10 protein-coding genes and 1 riboswitch are annotated in these 16,343 nt (G+C 46.1%); of the genes, 3 read left to right on the top strand and 7 right to left on the bottom strand.

The window, feature by feature from the left end; translation table 11 throughout:
• Positions 1–3 precede the first annotated feature (3 nt).
• Both BLW16_RS02875 and BLW16_RS02870 read left to right on the top strand, forming a co-directional pair.
• Positions 4–1,710, top strand: coding sequence for a carbamoyltransferase family protein (locus BLW16_RS02875; protein WP_090554977.1), 1,707 nt, complete (start codon positions 4–6; stop codon positions 1,708–1,710).
• A 317-nt stretch (positions 1,711–2,027) separates the two neighbouring features.
• A riboswitch (SAM riboswitch) is annotated at positions 2,028–2,126 on the top strand.
• 56 nt (positions 2,127–2,182) lie between these two features.
• On the top strand, positions 2,183–3,355 hold the full coding sequence (locus BLW16_RS02870; RefSeq protein ID WP_090555188.1) for a cysteine desulfurase family protein: 1,173 nt from the start codon (positions 2,183–2,185) through the stop codon (positions 3,353–3,355).
• Here the strand turns inward: BLW16_RS02870 and BLW16_RS02865 are convergent.
• On the bottom strand, positions 3,306–4,259 hold the full coding sequence (locus tag BLW16_RS02865) for a bifunctional helix-turn-helix transcriptional regulator/GNAT family N-acetyltransferase (RefSeq protein ID WP_090554975.1): 954 nt from the start codon (positions 4,257–4,259) through the stop codon (positions 3,306–3,308). The two genes, BLW16_RS02870 and BLW16_RS02865, sit on opposite strands and share 50 nt — an antisense overlap.
• A 333-nt stretch (positions 4,260–4,592) precedes the next feature.
• On the bottom strand, positions 4,593–4,928 hold the full coding sequence (locus tag BLW16_RS02860) for a hypothetical protein (protein WP_090554972.1): 336 nt from the start codon (positions 4,926–4,928) through the stop codon (positions 4,593–4,595).
• Positions 4,929–5,295: 367 nt separating this feature from the next.
• Between BLW16_RS02860 and BLW16_RS22930 the strand changes: the two genes are divergently transcribed.
• Positions 5,296–5,454: a FeoB-associated Cys-rich membrane protein gene (locus tag BLW16_RS22930; protein WP_139298244.1), complete on the top strand. Its 159-nt coding sequence runs from the start codon at positions 5,296–5,298 to the stop codon at positions 5,452–5,454.
• On the opposite strand, the gene BLW16_RS02855 is transcribed toward BLW16_RS22930, so the two are convergent.
• The 5 genes from BLW16_RS02855 to BLW16_RS02840 all read right to left on the bottom strand — a co-directional run bounded on the left by BLW16_RS02855 (position 5,445) and on the right by BLW16_RS02840 (position 16,306).
• Positions 5,445–5,996, bottom strand: coding sequence for a P-loop NTPase family protein (locus BLW16_RS02855; protein WP_090554969.1), 552 nt, complete (start codon positions 5,994–5,996; stop codon positions 5,445–5,447). The genes BLW16_RS22930 and BLW16_RS02855 overlap by 10 nt on opposite strands.
• A gap of 206 nt (positions 5,997–6,202) precedes the next feature.
• Positions 6,203–7,105: a glycerophosphodiester phosphodiesterase family protein gene (locus BLW16_RS02850; protein ID WP_090554967.1), complete on the bottom strand. Its 903-nt coding sequence runs from the start codon at positions 7,103–7,105 to the stop codon at positions 6,203–6,205.
• 228 nt (positions 7,106–7,333) lie between these two features.
• Entirely contained in the window at positions 7,334–7,477 is a 144-nt protein-coding gene (locus BLW16_RS23145) for a hypothetical protein (protein WP_175470466.1), read from the bottom strand.
• Between the two features lie 267 nt (positions 7,478–7,744).
• The gene (locus BLW16_RS02845) at positions 7,745–8,626 is read right to left on the bottom strand and encodes a PorP/SprF family type IX secretion system membrane protein (RefSeq protein ID WP_090555187.1); all 882 of its coding nucleotides are present in this window, start codon (positions 8,624–8,626) and stop codon (positions 7,745–7,747) included.
• Between the two features lie 60 nt (positions 8,627–8,686).
• Complete coding sequence (locus BLW16_RS02840; protein ID WP_090554966.1) at positions 8,687–16,306, bottom strand: MBG domain-containing protein; 7,620 nt, start codon at positions 16,304–16,306, stop codon at positions 8,687–8,689.
• Between the last annotated feature and the right edge of the window lie 37 nt (positions 16,307–16,343).

Below are 16,343 nucleotides of genomic sequence, written 5' to 3'. Positions count from 1 at the left end.
GGGATGTATATACTGGGGATCTCAGCTTTTTTCCATGACAGTGCAGCCTGTTTGCTCAAAGATGATGAGATCATTGCCGCAGCGCAGGAAGAGCGGTTTTCAAGGCTGAAAAATGATGAATCTTTCCCTGTACAGGCCATCAGCTGGTGTTTAAAGTTTGCAGGTATTGAACTGACTGATGTGGATCATGTAGTTTTCTACGAAAAGCCTTTCCTGAAGTTTGAGCGCCTGCTGGAGACCCACCTGAACTTTGCCCCCTTTGGCCTGAATGCTTTTTTAAAATCTCTGCCTGTCTGGCTGAAAGATAAACTGTTTATCAAAAAAAATATCAATGCACAGCTGCATCAGATCAATCCCCTGTGGGGGAAAAACAGTGGGATTTTATTTGCCGATCACCATCAGTCGCACGCTGCCTCTGCGTTTTTTCCATCCCCTTTTAATGATGCGGTAATTTTAACCGTTGACGGCGTCGGCGAGTGGTCTACCACAACCGTTTCAAAAGGAAGCGGCAACCAGATTGAGTTGATAAAAGAGATCAGGTTTCCGCATTCACTGGGACTGCTTTACGCTGCATTTACTGCCTACCTTGGATTTAAGGTGAATTCTGATGAATATAAAGTAATGGGATTAGCTGCCTACGGACAGCCGGAGTATACAACACTCATCTATCAGCAGCTGGTAGACGTCAAAACAGATGGCTCCTTCTGGATGGATATGACCTATTTTAACTATTGCGCAGGATTGACGATGACGAACAAGAAATTCCACCGGTTATTTGGTGCAGATCCACGCAGACCGGATGAGGATGTAAGTCAGTTCCATAAAGATATTGCCTGTTCCATACAAAAAGTAACGGAAGAGATCATGCTTTCCCTGGTTCGGAATGTTTTTCAGCAATATCCTGCTGAAAATCTTTGTATGGCAGGAGGGGTAGCTTTAAACTGTGTCATCAACACCGCGATACTTAAACATTCCGGCTTTAAAAATATCTGGATACAGCCCGCAGCCGGGGATGCCGGTGGAGCTATAGGAGCAGCTTTTACAATATACTATCAGTATCTTGAAAAGGAGAGGCAAATAACTTTAAATAAGGATAAGATGAAAAATGCTTTGCTCGGGCCGGCATTTACCGAAATCGAAGTGGAAGAAGCACTGGCTGCCGAAAATCTGTCCTGGAACCGCCCTTCCGATTTTTATGTGGAGCTGGCACAATGCCTTTCCGATGGTAAGGTGGTAGGATATTTCAAAGGCCGCATGGAGTTTGGCCCCCGGGCATTGGGATGCAGAAGTATACTGGCCGACCCAAGAAATGCAGATATGCAGCAGGTGCTGAACCAGAAGATCAAATTCAGGGAAAGCTTCAGGCCATTTGCCCCGGCAATACTGGAAGAGTTTGCAGATGATTATTTCTTTGATATGCAGCACAGCCCCTATATGTTATTTGTTGCACAGACCATAACAGATAACGTCCCTGCAATAAAACATATTGATGGGACGGCGCGTGTACAGACGGTCAATGCTGCAGACCATCCCGATTTTTATAAAGTGATCCATGCCTTTTATGAATTAACGGGCTGCCCGTTAGTGATCAACACTTCTTTTAATGTCATGAATGAACCTGTGGTTTGCTCCCCTCAGGATGCCATACGCTGTTTTAAACAAACAAATATGGACGTTTTGGCTATAGAAGGGATGCTGGTTTACAAATGAGCTTTTGCGGGGAGGATGTAAAGAAAGGTACGATATGTAACCGCAGCCTCAAAGATACAGCATCAATTCACGAGATATATTTTATTGGAAAAATAATTATAATCCTAAACATTAATATATTGATCCGATAATTTTTAAGATTGAAATTACGTTATGTTTATAATAGAGAAAGATGGGGTCTGATATGAGCCTATAGTAATGTACTTTTCGCTGGTTGTCCTCAGGAAAGACTGTTGAAAAAAAATATCAAAATAAAATATACTAATTTGGTAGACTATTGCTATATTTGCTCTTAGTAAACAGTTCTTAAATTTATTTACTTATCCAGAAAGACTGAGGGAAAGGCCCTGTGACGTCTTAGCAACCTGTATTTAACAAGGTGCTAAATCCTTCCGCTAATAGCGGATAGATAAGATTATTTCCATCTGACTCTCTGAATAAGTAGAATTTATCACCCTTAAAATTGATGGAAATGAAAATTTATCTTGACAATGCAGCTACTACACCCTTAAGCATCGATGTTTTTCAGGCTATGCAACCCTATTTTTTCGAAAACTTTGGTAATCCTTCATCTGCACATCATTGCGGAAGGGAGGCCAAAACAGCAGTAGAACATTCCCGGACTGTAATTTCCGAACTATTGAACACTACTCCTGATCACATTATATTCACTTCGGGTGGTACCGAAGCAGACAATACTGCTATACTGTCCGCAATCCGCGGTAACCAGATCAAACTGGCCATCACTACACCATTTGAGCATCACGCTGTATTAAATACCCTGAAGACTCTGCAGCAGAACGGCGAGATCAGCCTGGTGTATTTAAAACATGACGAAAGAGGCAACCTGTCCCTGTCTCACCTGGATCAGCTATTGGCTGCGGGTGAAAAGGCATTTGTTTCGGTAATGCACGGAAATAATGAAGTGGGTAACTTAAACGATATTGATGAGATCGCCAGGGTCTGTAGTAAGTACAGTGCTGTTTTTCATTCAGATACTGTACAAACCATGGGACAATACCATTATGATACCAAAAGGCTTAAAGCAGATTTCCTGGTAGGTTCTGCACATAAGTTTCACGGGCCTAAAGGAGCCGGATTTTTATATAAGAGTACTGCAGCACCGATCAGGCCCTTTATCAACGGAGGCTCGCAGGAAAGCAGCCAGCGGAGCGGAACAGAAAATGTAACAGGTATCGTCGGGCTGGCAAAGGCGCTGGAACTCGCCTACGAGAACAGGGATACCTACCAGAAACATATCAGCGACCTGAAGGACAGGATGATCCTTAAGCTGACCAATACCATTCCCGGAATTCAGTTCAACGGAAATTCGGCCCAAAAAAGCCTCAGTCTTTCTACAGTACTGAGTGTGGCAGTTCCACCATCCCTTACCGGTCAGTCTCCCCTGGATTATCTGGATGTGCATCAGATCTGTGCTTCAGGCGGTAGTGCATGCAACAGCCATTCCGCCGGAGGTTCGCATGTTTTAACTGCCCTGGGAAATCATCCGGGACGCAGCACGGTGAGGTTTTCTTTCAGCAGGTATAATACCGCCGAAGAGATCGATTATGTAGTAGACCGACTGGCTGAACTTTTTAAGCTATCACCAGCTCCATTTGAATATTACAGCGTTCGTACGGCGTAGCCCGTCCCGCTACTTTCTCAAAGCCCAGTTTATGGTATAAATTAATAGCAGGTTTCAAAAGGGTGTTGCTTTCCAGGTAAAGTTTGGCAGCACCCAGCGTCCCTGCTTTCTGAATAATTGCCTGGCCCAATAACCAGCCAATGCTTTTGCCCTGTACCCTTGGTGAAACTGCCATTTTTGCCAGTTCAAAATCATAATCAGGATCGTTCATTTTCACCAGCGCGCAAACACCTGCCGGTTCGCCATCAAAGAGGGCAACGAGGATGCTGCCTCCCTTATTCAGAATGTATCCCTGGGGATCATCCAGGGCTTTGTAATCTGCTGTTTCCATTTTGAAATAGGTAGAGATCCATTCTTCGTTCAGGTCTCTGAATGCGGACTGGTACTCAGGCTTATAGTCAACGATCTCAACTTTTCCGCTTTCGCGTTTTTTTCGCTGTTCCTTCACCCTGGCAAATAATGACTTTTGCTCCAGGATAAACTCCCATTCTTCAATTGCTTTCCACAGATCATGATTCGCTTGTTCAGAGATCTGTTCAATGGCCGATTCTATGTCAGTATACTGGTCTTTTATTTTATCGCTGATCTCGTTTCCTTTCCTAGAAAGTTTTACAATATTCCTCCTGCCGTCTGTCCGGTCTTTTTTCTCCGTGACAAAACCCTTTTTTGTCATCTCGCTGATGATCTTGCTCACCGAAGGATGGGAATGCCCAATCTCTCTGGCGATGGAGGTAATGGTTTTTTCTTCGCCCTGCGACAAAACATAAAATACCGGGAACCATTTCGGCTGCAAGTCTACCTCATACAGCTTGTAAATGTGCGCAGCATCTTCTGTTATTTTTTCTGTAAGCATCCGCAGTCTGCTGCCAATTGCCATCTTGCCGGCCTTGTTGAAGAAATCCATTCGTATCTAGTTATGTAATCAGTTACGCAAATATATATAAACCCGGAATTTATTCCAAAAAGTTTTATTTCTCCTGATGTACCTCAAATACACACAGGATTTATATTGCCCTGCCGTTGTTAAAAAAGAAGCTGTTTTGAAGTCTATCGGACTGGAAGATGTGGCGGAAGGGTTGCAAAACTATTGAGGATCAGCCTGGCGAACCCGGACGAAAAAGCAGTAATGCAATTCTTAAAATAATAGCATTGCTGCTGTATAATGAGGAGTACTCGTATTTAAACAGTCCTTTATTTAATAGGGGACTGTTTAAATTTTACGATAAGGTTGGATGTCTTATGCCTTTTCAGTTTCTGCCGGAACTTCTTCCGCCTTCACTGATTTAATTTTTTGTTTTTTTGCGGGTGTTGCCTCAGCAGATTCTACTACCACCTCAGCCGCTATAGTTTGATTTCCACTTTCAATTATAGCTGATTTATCAATTTTGATATCTTTAGAAAGTTTTTTCGCTAATTGTTTTGATCCTTTCTCTATATCTTTATTTAATTTCTTTGATCCTTCTCCAAACTTGGAGGCTATTTCTTTTAACCCGGCAACTAAACTTAACCTAATATCTTTCTTTGCAGTTTTTCTGGCTGATTTTACCAGGGATTTGAGCTTGCTTTTTTTCATCAGAATATATTTGTTTTTATTGGTTATGAAGCTATCATCAGCTTATTTATTACGTTTTGTTAGTGGTAAGCTGATGATGGTTTCATATTTTTTCGCTATTAATTCAAAGATATATGTTATTAATGTTATGTGTATATTATGTTTATGTTAACTAATCTGATTTGCTTAACATTAGTCTTTATTTTTCTTAAATTCATGTTACAATAAGAAATCATTACCATACCGTTAAATGATAAGTTTGATAGTCTCAGTACAAATCCGGCGATGTAAATTTGTTGCGGGTTAAGTCGTTAATTAACAGGGTAGAGCGTTGGCAGGCAACATGCTGAGGGTTCGACTCCTTCCTCTACAGCTATCAATAAATCTTATGAACATCAATTATCCAATTGCAGGTATTGTCCTGCTGGCAATGATTTTACTGGTTTTTTTCCTGATCAGGAGAAACCGGAAAGACGAGAAAACTTTTGAAAAAGAAATGAGCGAATCGGAGCTGAAATCCGAAAAGCACAAGGAAGATCAGCACTGAGGCCGGATGTTGCTAATCTTGTTCATGATCAGTTTTCTTCTTTGTTCAATGGACAAATCGCTTCTGATATTCAATACCGGACAGGTCAGGGCTTTCATCCATGTTTCATGCGCCGCCAATGTTCTTCCCCTAGCAGTATTGTCGTCATATCCTGCGCACCAGCTCATAAATTCCTCAAAAAGGCGATTGCGTTCAGGATCCGTAAATATGGCTTCTCCAAAACGTTCTATTTCCCTTCTTCTTAACCTTTCCAGTCTCAGAAGCGGCGGGACATAGAGAAAAACCGCCAGGTTAAATATATTATACCATTCCTCGCCCCAATTGGTGAGCGATCCGCCTAAGATCCAGCTTTGCTGTTTGCTCAGAGCTGTTCTTAACATCAGATTTCTGACCTCAGGGTCGCGCCGCACCGTAAATGGTGCAGATGCAGGCTCCCAAAAGTAATGATCAGTGTCAAAATAGGGAATTTCCAACACCAGGGATAAATCTTCCCCCTGTGTGGTTGAACCAGCTCCTGCTGCGCCGAATATGAGAATCTTCACGCATCCTGATGCTCTTCGTCCTCCATTTTAATAGGATTGACCACTATAGCTATTTTCCTGTCGTGTTTCATTTTCTATGATCTAAAAGAATTTAACGGTGTATAGTTATATACAAAAATATGAAAAAGGCTTTATCCTGATGCCTTAAACCGCAAGTTTCCTCCGGGCATCAGAATAAATCCGCTTTTATGGTCAAGGCGTCCTGTCTATTTATGCAGCGAGCGTTTTCTCAGATAGTTCAGCATCATGAGCGGCCTGTCGGTCTGTAATACCGTGGCCCCATGGCTGATCAGCCAGTCCCAGCTGTCTTTGGTATTTCCATCGTCAAAGGCCAGGTCGTCTTCATGGCCTGCATTTAAGCTTGCCCAAAGCGAGTTGTACCAGATCTTTGAGCCATGTGCGTTGATAAAGCTGTTATTGGTTAGTAAAGCAGAGGTGTCTGTGCCGAAGTTCAGTTCAAATGCTACTGGTTTGATTGCTTTCTGATAGTCTTCAATTATTTTCTTTGCCCCTGGTTTGTCAAGGTTCACTATGGCCATAAAGGTAATGCTGTTCAGGATTGCCGGATACCGTTCTTTCAGTTCCGGATAGGTGATATCCGTTTTGAACAGCGCCTGTTGCAGCGTACCTGTTTTCTTCAGGATGTCATAAGCTTCATTGTAATATTTAATGCTTTTGTCCAGATTGACAAGCACTTTACCTTTAGCCAGTAGCATCACCTCTTCCAGGGTTGGGATGGTATGTTTGGTTAGCCTGCCCAGACCGTTTCTCAGATGGAATTTTTTGAGTTCGGCCAGCGTATAGTCGGAAAGTTTCCCTTTGCCGTCAGTAGTCCTGTCAATGGTAGCGTCATGCATGATCACCACCACGCCGTCGCTCGTTTTGCCCAGGTCTGCCTCAATCATATCTACACCCATATCAATGGCGAGTTTATAGGCTTCCAGTGAGTTTTCGGGTGCATTTCTCCAGTCGCCACGGTGAGAGGCAACCAGTACTTTTTTTGTAGAAGGATCGTGAAGCTGTTTGATCAGCTCGTTTACCTGTCCGAATGCTGTTGAAGCAGAGAATGGGAGCAGGATGACCGCTGTAAGTTTAAATAGGAGTTTCATTGATGTGCTAATATAGCGCAAAGGTAACCTGAAGAGCGCAAAGCCAGGTTAATATAATGTTAACAAACATGAATTGACGGGTTAAGGCCATATGATTTCATTCATCGAGACATTCCGGCTATTTTTACTGGTCTTGCTACTGCCACTTCCCTTGCTGCGCTCAGGTAATGAGTACTGATCTTGCTTCTGGCTTTGGCGGCTGTACGGAGTGCCACGAATAGAAATGCCTTACCTGTTCAGGATGTATACCAGTTTGATGGCATCAAGGTAGATCAGGAATAATTTCCCTCTGATAGTTTTTCCTTTAATGGTTTTTAAAGATCTCATGAGTTCCGCGCTATTGATATCGCTGTAGTAATTGCATCTTGTCATCTGATGGGTATTAGACATATAGTGTGCCAATTCTGTATATTATTGATCTTTATGGTTTTAAAACCTGTATTGTCGTTTTTGTTATTGTTTTTGCGGTATATAGGCGGTTATCATTTTATCGGGTATAACTTTCTGTATATCAATTATTAATGTTGTTTGATTTGTCGGTTTGAATGCAGCCGGCCCTGGTATGGGTTAACCTTGTAACAGATAAAGCTTTGTCAGATCCCTGCGGACCTGACAAAGCTTTATCTGCGAATTTTTTATTTAGAAAACACTCAGTCTGAGGTTAATTTCAAAGGTTCCGTTTGCATCGCGGCGGAGTGCGGACGTCTCTGTAGTATAAGCCGCATTGATGTTGATCCACTGGTATTGCATGCCTACGCCAAATGTGGTGCTTTTTGTGGTATGATAAATTGCCAGCAGGTTGAGTTTGTTATTGATAAAAGTAAGGTTGGCCCCTGCATCTACAATATTATCCAGTCCTTTCACCCCTCTGAATACCACTTTAGGTTCCAGGCCCATGCCATCCTGCGAGTTGCTCAGGCTTAATTTATAGGCTGCGGCAGCAAAAAATGTAGCGCGGTCTGCGAGGCTTGAGGGGTCATTGTCTTTGAAAAGATGTTTGAGGTTCGGAAGCGCTGCCTGGAGGGTCAGCCTTTTTGAGGTATAGGCTGCTCCGGCGTCACCGTCGATGTAGGTACCCCTCCGGTTATAGGCATCAATCAGCACATCATCCGTACTTCCGTTGATCAGGCTGTTATCGAGGCGTTCTGAAGAGAAGCCCAGTGAAACCCCGAAATGCAGATGCTGCTCGTCATTATTGAGCTTTAAGTGATAGGCATAACTTCCTACTACGCGGGTCCAGCGCTGTAGCCCGGATTTATCATTGTATAAGTTTAACCCAAGGCCGACTTTCTTAAAACCATAATCTCCGGTTAGTGCCTGTGAGGTGGGGGCTCCCGGAATGGAATTCCACTGGTTGCGGTAAGTGAGGTTAATATGAAGCGCGGTATCCAGTCCGGCCATTGCGGGGTTGGCGATATACTGATTTTGGTAATAAGAGGCTGTCAGGGGGTTAAGCTGCGCCTGAACTTTGCTGATCGTGACTCCTGCAAAAAGCAGCAGACATAAAAGTAATTTTTTCATCTGTATATTTTTTAATATCACCATCATGATAAGTTCATGATGGTGATAGCTTAATTGATATTATTGTTGTCTGATGACCGTAATGAAACCTTTCATTTTACCTAAACCTGCGCCAAAGTCTACGATATAATAATACGTGCCTTCACTTAGCGGAGAACCGTTTATAGTGGCATCCCAGGTGTTCTGGTAATGTTTCTGGCTAAACAGGATCCTTCCTGCCTTGTCAAATACCTTCACTTCATTATTGGGATAGAGATCAATATTCCTGATCATCCAGAAATCATTCTGGCCATCTCCGTTAGGGCTGAGAATATTTGTGGCATCCAGGGTTTTGTAATCTTCCAGTACGTTGAGCGTTATACTCTGCTGTGCGGAGCAGCCCGAGGTATTGGTTACCGTTACGGTATAAGTGGTGGTTACCGAAGGACGGACGGTTAAGGTCGCCGTCTGCTGTCCGCCGATGATACCTGCGCTTGTACTCCAGAGGTATGTACTACCACCGCTGGCAGTTAATTTGGCTGTCAGACCTTTGGACAGTTCGGTAGGCTGGTCAGAAGAAATAACGATCGCCGGCAATGGGTTAATGGTGATGGTAAAATCGCGGGTATACGTGTCCGATCCCCCGTTTGCGGTGCCTCCGTTATCCTTCACCGTAACCGTGACCCTGGCGGTGCCGGAAGCGCCGTCTTTTATGCGGTAGCTTAAAACCCCGGCGCCTGCCGATGTTGTTGTTACGGTAAGGTTTTCCAGCAGGTTATTGTCGCTGTTTACGGTAAGGCTGCTGGTCTGGCTGGTTTCTGGTCCTGCGCTGATCCCTGTTAAGGCGATATTCTGTTTTTCTGTAATATAACACAATACCTGATTGGCAACAGCGTCCAGTGCCGGTATCTCATTCACATCAGAGAGATTGATGCTGAATACCTTGTCCAGTGAGAAGCCATACTGTGTAGCAGAACGTACCCTGATACTGTAAACTGCTTTTTGCTCAAAGTTAAGCGGGGCAGCGCTGCGCAGCTGGTTGCCGCTGATACTGAACAGGCCATTGTCAGCATCGCCTGCTCCGCTTACTAATGTATAGCTGAAGGTGGCGTTCGCATCATCCGAAGTGGAGCTCAGCGTACCTGCGTTTGTGCCTGAAGCCTGATTTTCAAATAGTATTGCTGCAGCGAGGCTGATGCCGGCAGGGGCACCGGCTTTCACAGTCAGTGTTCCGTTTACAAAACTGGTCACATAGTTAGCTGCCGCGGCATTACTTACACTGATCGGGTAGGTCCCGATCGGGCTGTTGATATCAGCTGTGCTGCTGATTACAGGCGCAGCAGTGAATACTGCGCTGTTTTCATTGTTTGCAAAGCCATTGAAACTGGCAGTAAGTACCGGGTTCGCAGTGCCTGTGAATTTCTCCTTATTGTCTGCAGTGACCACCAGGCTTTTCCTGTTCAGGGTTAAAGTACCATTGGTATAGGAAAGCAGGTAATTGGAGAGGCCTGTTCCCGCAGCTGCTGATGGTACAATCGTGTAAGGAGAACCGGCTACCGTAGCGGTATTAATGCTGCCACTGCTGCTGAGCGTCACGGTACTAACCGTATTGCCGTTGATCAGGCCTGTGGCGGTGAACGCTGTAGCGGCAAAGGTGACGGTTTCCCCATAAATTTTGGTACGGTCAGCCGCAGTAATGACTAAAGCTTTCTGTGTTACCGTCAGGGTGCCGTCCGGATTATTCAGGTTATAATTTGATAATCTCAGATCCGGATCACTAAGCGCAGCAACAATAGGATAAGTTCCGGTTGTCGCACTTGCAGCGGCTCCTGTACTGCTACGGGTCAAGGTGATATTGTCATTATTTACAATGCCTGTGACAGATCCGCTGAAATCGGTATTGGTTAAAACATCGCCATAAACTTTCGCCCTGCTGGTGTTTACTATAGTCAGGTCTTTTAAACCTGTGCTCAGCGTTTGTGGTACAGCGGGAGCAGGGTTAAATGCTGCATTGCCCGGCTGACTCGCCGTAATCACTGTACTTCCTGCTTTCAGGATTTTTGCAGTATTGCCTGTAATGGCAACGATGGCCGGATCAGTTGCTGTATACGTAACCGGAAGGCCTGCCGATGAATTTGCTGCGCCTAAGGTGAAATCAGCATCACCGTAAGTTTTAGCCGCTATGGTATTAAATGTGATGGTCTGGCCTGCTTTTGGAATAGCCGTAACATCTGCACTGGCTGTACTGCTGTTGCCGGTTTGATCGGTAGCAAGAATCCTGTAGAAATACGTTATCCCGTTGCTGAGCCCGGTATGTGTGTACGTAGTGGTTCCCGCGGGGATGGTAGTTAAGAGCGTAGCGGGAGCAGGACTTGTTCCGTACAGGATGCTGTAACCGGCAAGGTCCGTTTCTGTGTCCGCCGTCCAGTTCAGCTGGATCTGTGTGTTTCCGGAGGTGGCAGCCAGACCGGATGGGATAGCAGGGGCGGTTTTGTCAAAGGTGACTGATCCTGTTCCAGAGGTTACCGTAATTCCCGCATTGGCCGCCAGGTCACTGAAGTCAATGCTGAAGGGTACATTTCCTTCGGTATCAGAAGCCGTTAACGTATAGGTGGCAGTCCAGTTGTTTCCGGCGGTATTCAGCACCGTTGCATTATGGCCCGTGATACTCACTACAGGTGTCTGGAGGGTTTCATCGGAACTGAAGGTAACGGTAACCACATCGCCCGTGGTTGCTTTAGTGGGCTGTACATTGTTAGATGTGATGGTTACTGCACTTAAGGTTGGGATAACGCGGTCTATCGTGTAAAGCTCTCCGGTGTTAAAACCACTGCTAACCGGGTTGTTTGCGATATCGATGATCCCGGTTCCTGCATTGTTAAGATCCAGCCGCAAGGTACCCAGACCTGTAATTGAACTGACAGTTACGGTATAAACAGACCCCGATACAGGGCTGGCCGCCGCAACAGTGCCTGTAGCAGAACCGGTGGCAGTTGCTGTGAAATCACTGATTTCAAGTCCTGAAATATTCTCAGAGAAAGTGACAGTATAATCCAGGCTGGCGGCATTGGTTAAGGCGGCGCTGACCCTTGCAATTGCAGTAACAACAGGGGCTGTTCCGTCAACAAGCACAGCCGTTGTGGCACCTGTGTTGTTTAAAACAGGTATTGCGTCATTACCGGCAGCATCTTTTAATGTGCCGCCGTTCAAAGCAATTGTATTGGCTAATATGACCCCGTCATGGTCTGTATTTCCTGCCGCTACTGTATAACGGAAGGTCAGTGCTGCAGTACCGCTGCCCGAGAGATAGGCTGCCTGTACCGTACCGCCGGTATTGAGTGTAAGATCAATCGAAGGTATTCCTCCGGTTGTACTGACCGTTGTATTTTCACTGAAGTTGACTGTAAAGTCCAGGTTCTGCCCTGTTCCGTAATTGCCGTTTGCAGGCACGGTAACACTGCTGACCACAGGGGCAGCCGCATCTACAAGTATTCCTGTTGTTGGGGCAATTCCGTTTAAAGTAAGATCTGCAGGGTTACCCGCATCGTCCGTTATCGTTCCTCCGCTTAATACAGGTGCGGAAGCCAGGGTAATGCCGTCATCATCCAGATCTCCGGTGACTACGGTATAACGGAAGGTTAAAGCAGCTGTACCGCTGCCAGAAAGGTAAACCGCATTTACAGCGCCGCCTGTGTTTAACGTAAGGCCAACAACAGGTGCTCCTGTTACGGTAACATTTTCACTCAGGTTCAGCGTAAGATCAAGGTTCTGACCCGCTACGTAAGTTGCATTGGCAGGAAGGCCCACCGTAGCAATGACAGGAGTAATGCGGTCTACCGTATAGGCCTCCCCTGTGATAAAACCACCGTTCAGCGGATTGGCAGCGATATCAGTAATACCGGTGCCAGTGTTATTGAGATCCAGGCGTAAGGTGCCGTCTCCGGTAATTGAATTCACAGTGACGGTATATACAGATCCGGATACAGGGTTGACTGCGGCAATGGTGCCAGCAGCGGAACCGGTGGCAGTTGTGCTGAAATCACTGATGTCCAGTCCTGAAATATCCTCAGAGAAAGTAACAGTATAATCCACACTGGCGGCATTGGTCAGCGCGGCTCCAACTCTTGCAATCGTACTAACGACAGGAGCATTCCCGTCAACAAGTACTGCTGTTGTAGTACCAAGATTATTTAAAGCAGGTACTGCGTTATTGCCGGCAGCATCTTTTAACGTGCCGCCGTTCAATACAATTGTATTTGCGAGTATTATTCCGTCATTGTCTGTATTTCCTGCCGCTATGGTATAACGAAAGGTCAGTGCTGCAGTACCGCTGCCGGAAAGATAGGCAGCCTGTACCGTACCGCCGGTATTAAGTGTAAGGTCAATCGAAGGTATTCCTGTTGTGGTATTTACCGTAACCATTTCTGTCATGTTTACCATAAAATCCAGGTACTGACCTGTTCCATAACTGGCGTTTGCAGGTACAGCAACACTAGTGCTGACAGGGGCAATACCATCAACCAAAATGGCTGTGGTAACACCGGGGTTGTTTAAGCCCGGTATGGCATCATTACCCGCAGCATCTCTTAACGTGCCTCCGTTTGGAGTAATTGCAGCGGCAAGTACAATTCCGTCGTTATCCGCATTTCCGGCCGCTACCGTATAACGGAAGGTTAAGGCCGGAGTACCGCTGCCGGAAAGATAAAAAGCATTTACTGTACCGCCGGTATTCAGGGTTACTTCTACAAATGGGGTGCCCCCGCCGGTACCTACGGTAACAGTTTCACTTGTATTTACAATAAAATCAAGATCTTGTCCTGCTCCGTAATTTCCGTTGACAGGAACAGCCACACTGCTGACTACCGGTGCAACTGCATCCACGAGTATTCCTGTTACCGGAGGAACACCATTCAGGGTAAGCACGGCAATATTGTTTGTATTGTCCAAAATCGTTCCACCATTCAAAGTAACTGCGGCATCCGGTATAATCCCGTCATTGTCCAGATTGCCTGTCACTACAGTATAGTGGAAAGTAAGGGCTGTAGTGCCGCTGCCGGAAAGATAGGCAGCCTGTACTGTACCACCGGTGTTTAGGGTAATACCCAGGTAGGGTGAACCCGTTACGTTCACAGCCTCGTCAAAGTTTACTGTAAAGTCGAGGTTCTGTCCGGCAATATAAGTGGCATTAGCAGGAACATTTACAGTAGCAACAACAGGTGTTACCCGGTCTATGTTATAGCTATCCCCGGTGATAAAACCACCGCTGACCGGATTGCCTGAGACATCGGTTATCCCGGTTCCCGTGCTGTTCAGGTCCAGACGCAGAATCCCCGCTCCCGTAATTGAATTGACAGTTACCGTATAAACAGATCCGGATACAGGGCTGATGGACGCAATAGTAGCCGCAACGGAACCAGTGGTAATGAAGTCACTGATGTCTGCTCCTGAAACGCTCTCAGAGAAAGTCACTGTAAATTCAACACTTGCTGCATTGGTTGCAGCAGGGCCAACTATTGCGATGGTACTGACAACAGGTGCGACGCCATCAACTAAAATTCCTGTGGTCATGCCGGGGTTGTTTAAAGTCAATACCGCATTATTTCCCGCCGCATCTTTTAACGTACCTCCGTTTAAAGCGATTACAGAACTCAGGATAATACCATCATTGTCTGCATTTCCCGTTGCAACTGTATAACGGAAAGTCAAAGCAGAAGTACCGCTGCCGGATAGGTAAGCCGCATTTACAGTACCTCCGGTATTGAGTGTAACAGCTATGGCAGGAATGCCTCCGCCGGTATTTACAGTAACCGCTTCGCTCATGTTTACCGTAAAGTCCAGGTTTTGTCCTGTACCATAACTGCCGTTAGCCGGAACAGCCACATTACTGACTACCGGGGCAATGCCATCAATAACAATGGCTTTCTGGCCGCCTAAAGAACTGGCGCCGCCTACTGCAGGTAAAGTAAGTGCCGCGTTATTTCCTGCGGCGTCTGTTAGTGTTCCGCCTGCAAGGCTGAGTGAACTGGTGGCAGTGTAGTCCAGATCAGGACTGGAATCGCCTGCTCCAACGGTATAACTGAAAGTAAGTGTTCCCGTGCCGGAACCTGAAGCATAGCTGGCGGTTCCGCCGGAATTAAGGGCCAGCTGGGGAGTGCCGGTGGCCGTCACATTCTCCGGAAAACTGACCTGTATATTCAGGTTAGCCCCTGCCATGTATGTGGCATCTAAGGCGGTGGAACTTACTGATGAAACAACCGGCGGGGTATGGTCAATAGTATATACATCACCTGTAATATATGCTGAACTCACGTTAGGCGTTACGCCTGTGAGGCCTGTGAAATCAAGCCTGATTGTTCCGTCCCCGGTGATGGAATTTACAGGAACAGTCCATGTAGTGCCGCTGCCTGCTGGCGTGCCGATGGCGGCTGCAGCTGAGGCTGTGGCCGTTAGTGCGAAATCAGCAGCATCTACACCTGTTACGGCACCGGCAAAAGTAACCGTATAATTGACGGTGGCTGCACTGGTTGGATCGGGCGAAGCCCTCAGAATAGAAGACACCGTTGTTGTGTTGGGAACAATGGTTACAGTGAAGGGAGTGGCAGGTGAAGTACAGCCTGTTACACTATTCCTTACTGTTAAGCTGAAGTTATACGTATTCGCGGCGCTTGCCGGAATAGTTACAGTTATTGGTGTGGCGCCAAGTGTTGCATTGCTGACGGCACTGAACCCCGGCATAGGGGTGATGCCGCCGGTAGTGATGGAATACTGATTCGGAGAGCCGCTTGCGACGGTATAGGGAATAGCAAAGGACGTGGCGACAGAATTCACCGGGGTGATGCTGCCTAATACAATCGACGGTGTGGTATTGACTGTGCCGCTTAGTGCGACAGTTTTGGTTGTTGTTCCGGAAGAAACCGTGATGCTGCCCGCAGGAGTACCCGTTGCGGTAGCGGCCAGTCGTGCGTAAACAGTAGTTAAGGCTACGCTGCCGGCCGTTGGAGTCAGCATCAGCGTACCTCCATATATACCTCCCGGCGTAGTCGAGATTTCAAAACCGGTGGGCGCTGTTAATGCGATATTGCCGGTTAAGTTACTACCGTCAACGGTGAACGACTGGGAGGTCGAAGGACTTCCGGAGCAGCCGGTCATGGGTGTCATGTTACTAAGGGTATTGATCACAGGTCCGCCAACGGTTACATTTGCCGGGCCGGTAACAGAAAAGCTTAAAGGCCCGGTTTGTCCGGATGTGTAGGAGCTTAAGACGAGGTAATACACCGTTCCTGCGGTCAGGCTAAGATTCGTGACCCTGGAAAGAACCGTAAGGTTGCTGAAATCGTCATTGGCCCTGACGAGGTTGGTCAGGGGAGACAAATAATTAAAATTACCCGAATAGACGAACAGATAGGTGTCATTCGTATTGCCGGCAACATCTGTCGGGGTTAAAACAGCTGAGCTTACATCAATAGTATAAGTGCCCGTAACCGAGGGTATAATATTTTGTACATAATAATTGTACGTACCGCTGCCGGGCTTTAGATCAGAGGCGTTTAGCTGCGCATCGTAATTTATTCCATCGTCAAATACCAGATCCGGCCTTGTGAAGATCTGCGAGTTAAGGAGGTTGCCCGAAAAATTAGTCATTTGGGCATTTGCATTAAAAGCAATCAAAAAGAGCAGTAATGCGGAGAGGTTAAATTTCATAATCGTAAAATATAATTAGAGAAAGGGGGGAGCGTTA

The organism is Pedobacter hartonius (assembly GCF_900107535.1).
In the GTDB taxonomy this organism is placed as follows: Bacteria; Bacteroidota; Bacteroidia; order Sphingobacteriales; family Sphingobacteriaceae; genus Pedobacter; species Pedobacter hartonius.
This window is presented reverse-complemented; position numbering and strand designations above follow the sequence as displayed.

What these genes read in the sequence shown, in the direction of transcription:
- BLW16_RS02865 (WP_090554975.1), bottom strand. Translation starts at nt 4,259, where the DNA reads ATGGATTTCTTCAACAAGGCCGGCAAGATGGCAATTGGCAGCAGACTG.
- BLW16_RS02840 (WP_090554966.1), bottom strand. Translation starts at nt 16,306, where the DNA reads ATGAAATTTAACCTCTCCGCATTACTGCTCTTTTTGATTGCTTTTAAT.
- BLW16_RS02850 (WP_090554967.1), bottom strand. Translation starts at nt 7,105, where the DNA reads ATGAAACTCCTATTTAAACTTACAGCGGTCATCCTGCTCCCATTCTCT.
- BLW16_RS02870 (WP_090555188.1), top strand. Translation starts at nt 2,183, where the DNA reads ATGAAAATTTATCTTGACAATGCAGCTACTACACCCTTAAGCATCGAT.
- BLW16_RS23145 (WP_175470466.1), bottom strand. Translation starts at nt 7,477, where the DNA reads ATGACAAGATGCAATTACTACAGCGATATCAATAGCGCGGAACTCATG.
- BLW16_RS22930 (WP_139298244.1), top strand. Translation starts at nt 5,296, where the DNA reads ATGAACATCAATTATCCAATTGCAGGTATTGTCCTGCTGGCAATGATT.
- BLW16_RS02860 (WP_090554972.1), bottom strand. Translation starts at nt 4,928, where the DNA reads ATGAAAAAAAGCAAGCTCAAATCCCTGGTAAAATCAGCCAGAAAAACT.
- BLW16_RS02875 (WP_090554977.1), top strand. Translation starts at nt 4, where the DNA reads ATGTATATACTGGGGATCTCAGCTTTTTTCCATGACAGTGCAGCCTGT.
- BLW16_RS02845 (WP_090555187.1), bottom strand. Translation starts at nt 8,626, where the DNA reads ATGAAAAAATTACTTTTATGTCTGCTGCTTTTTGCAGGAGTCACGATC.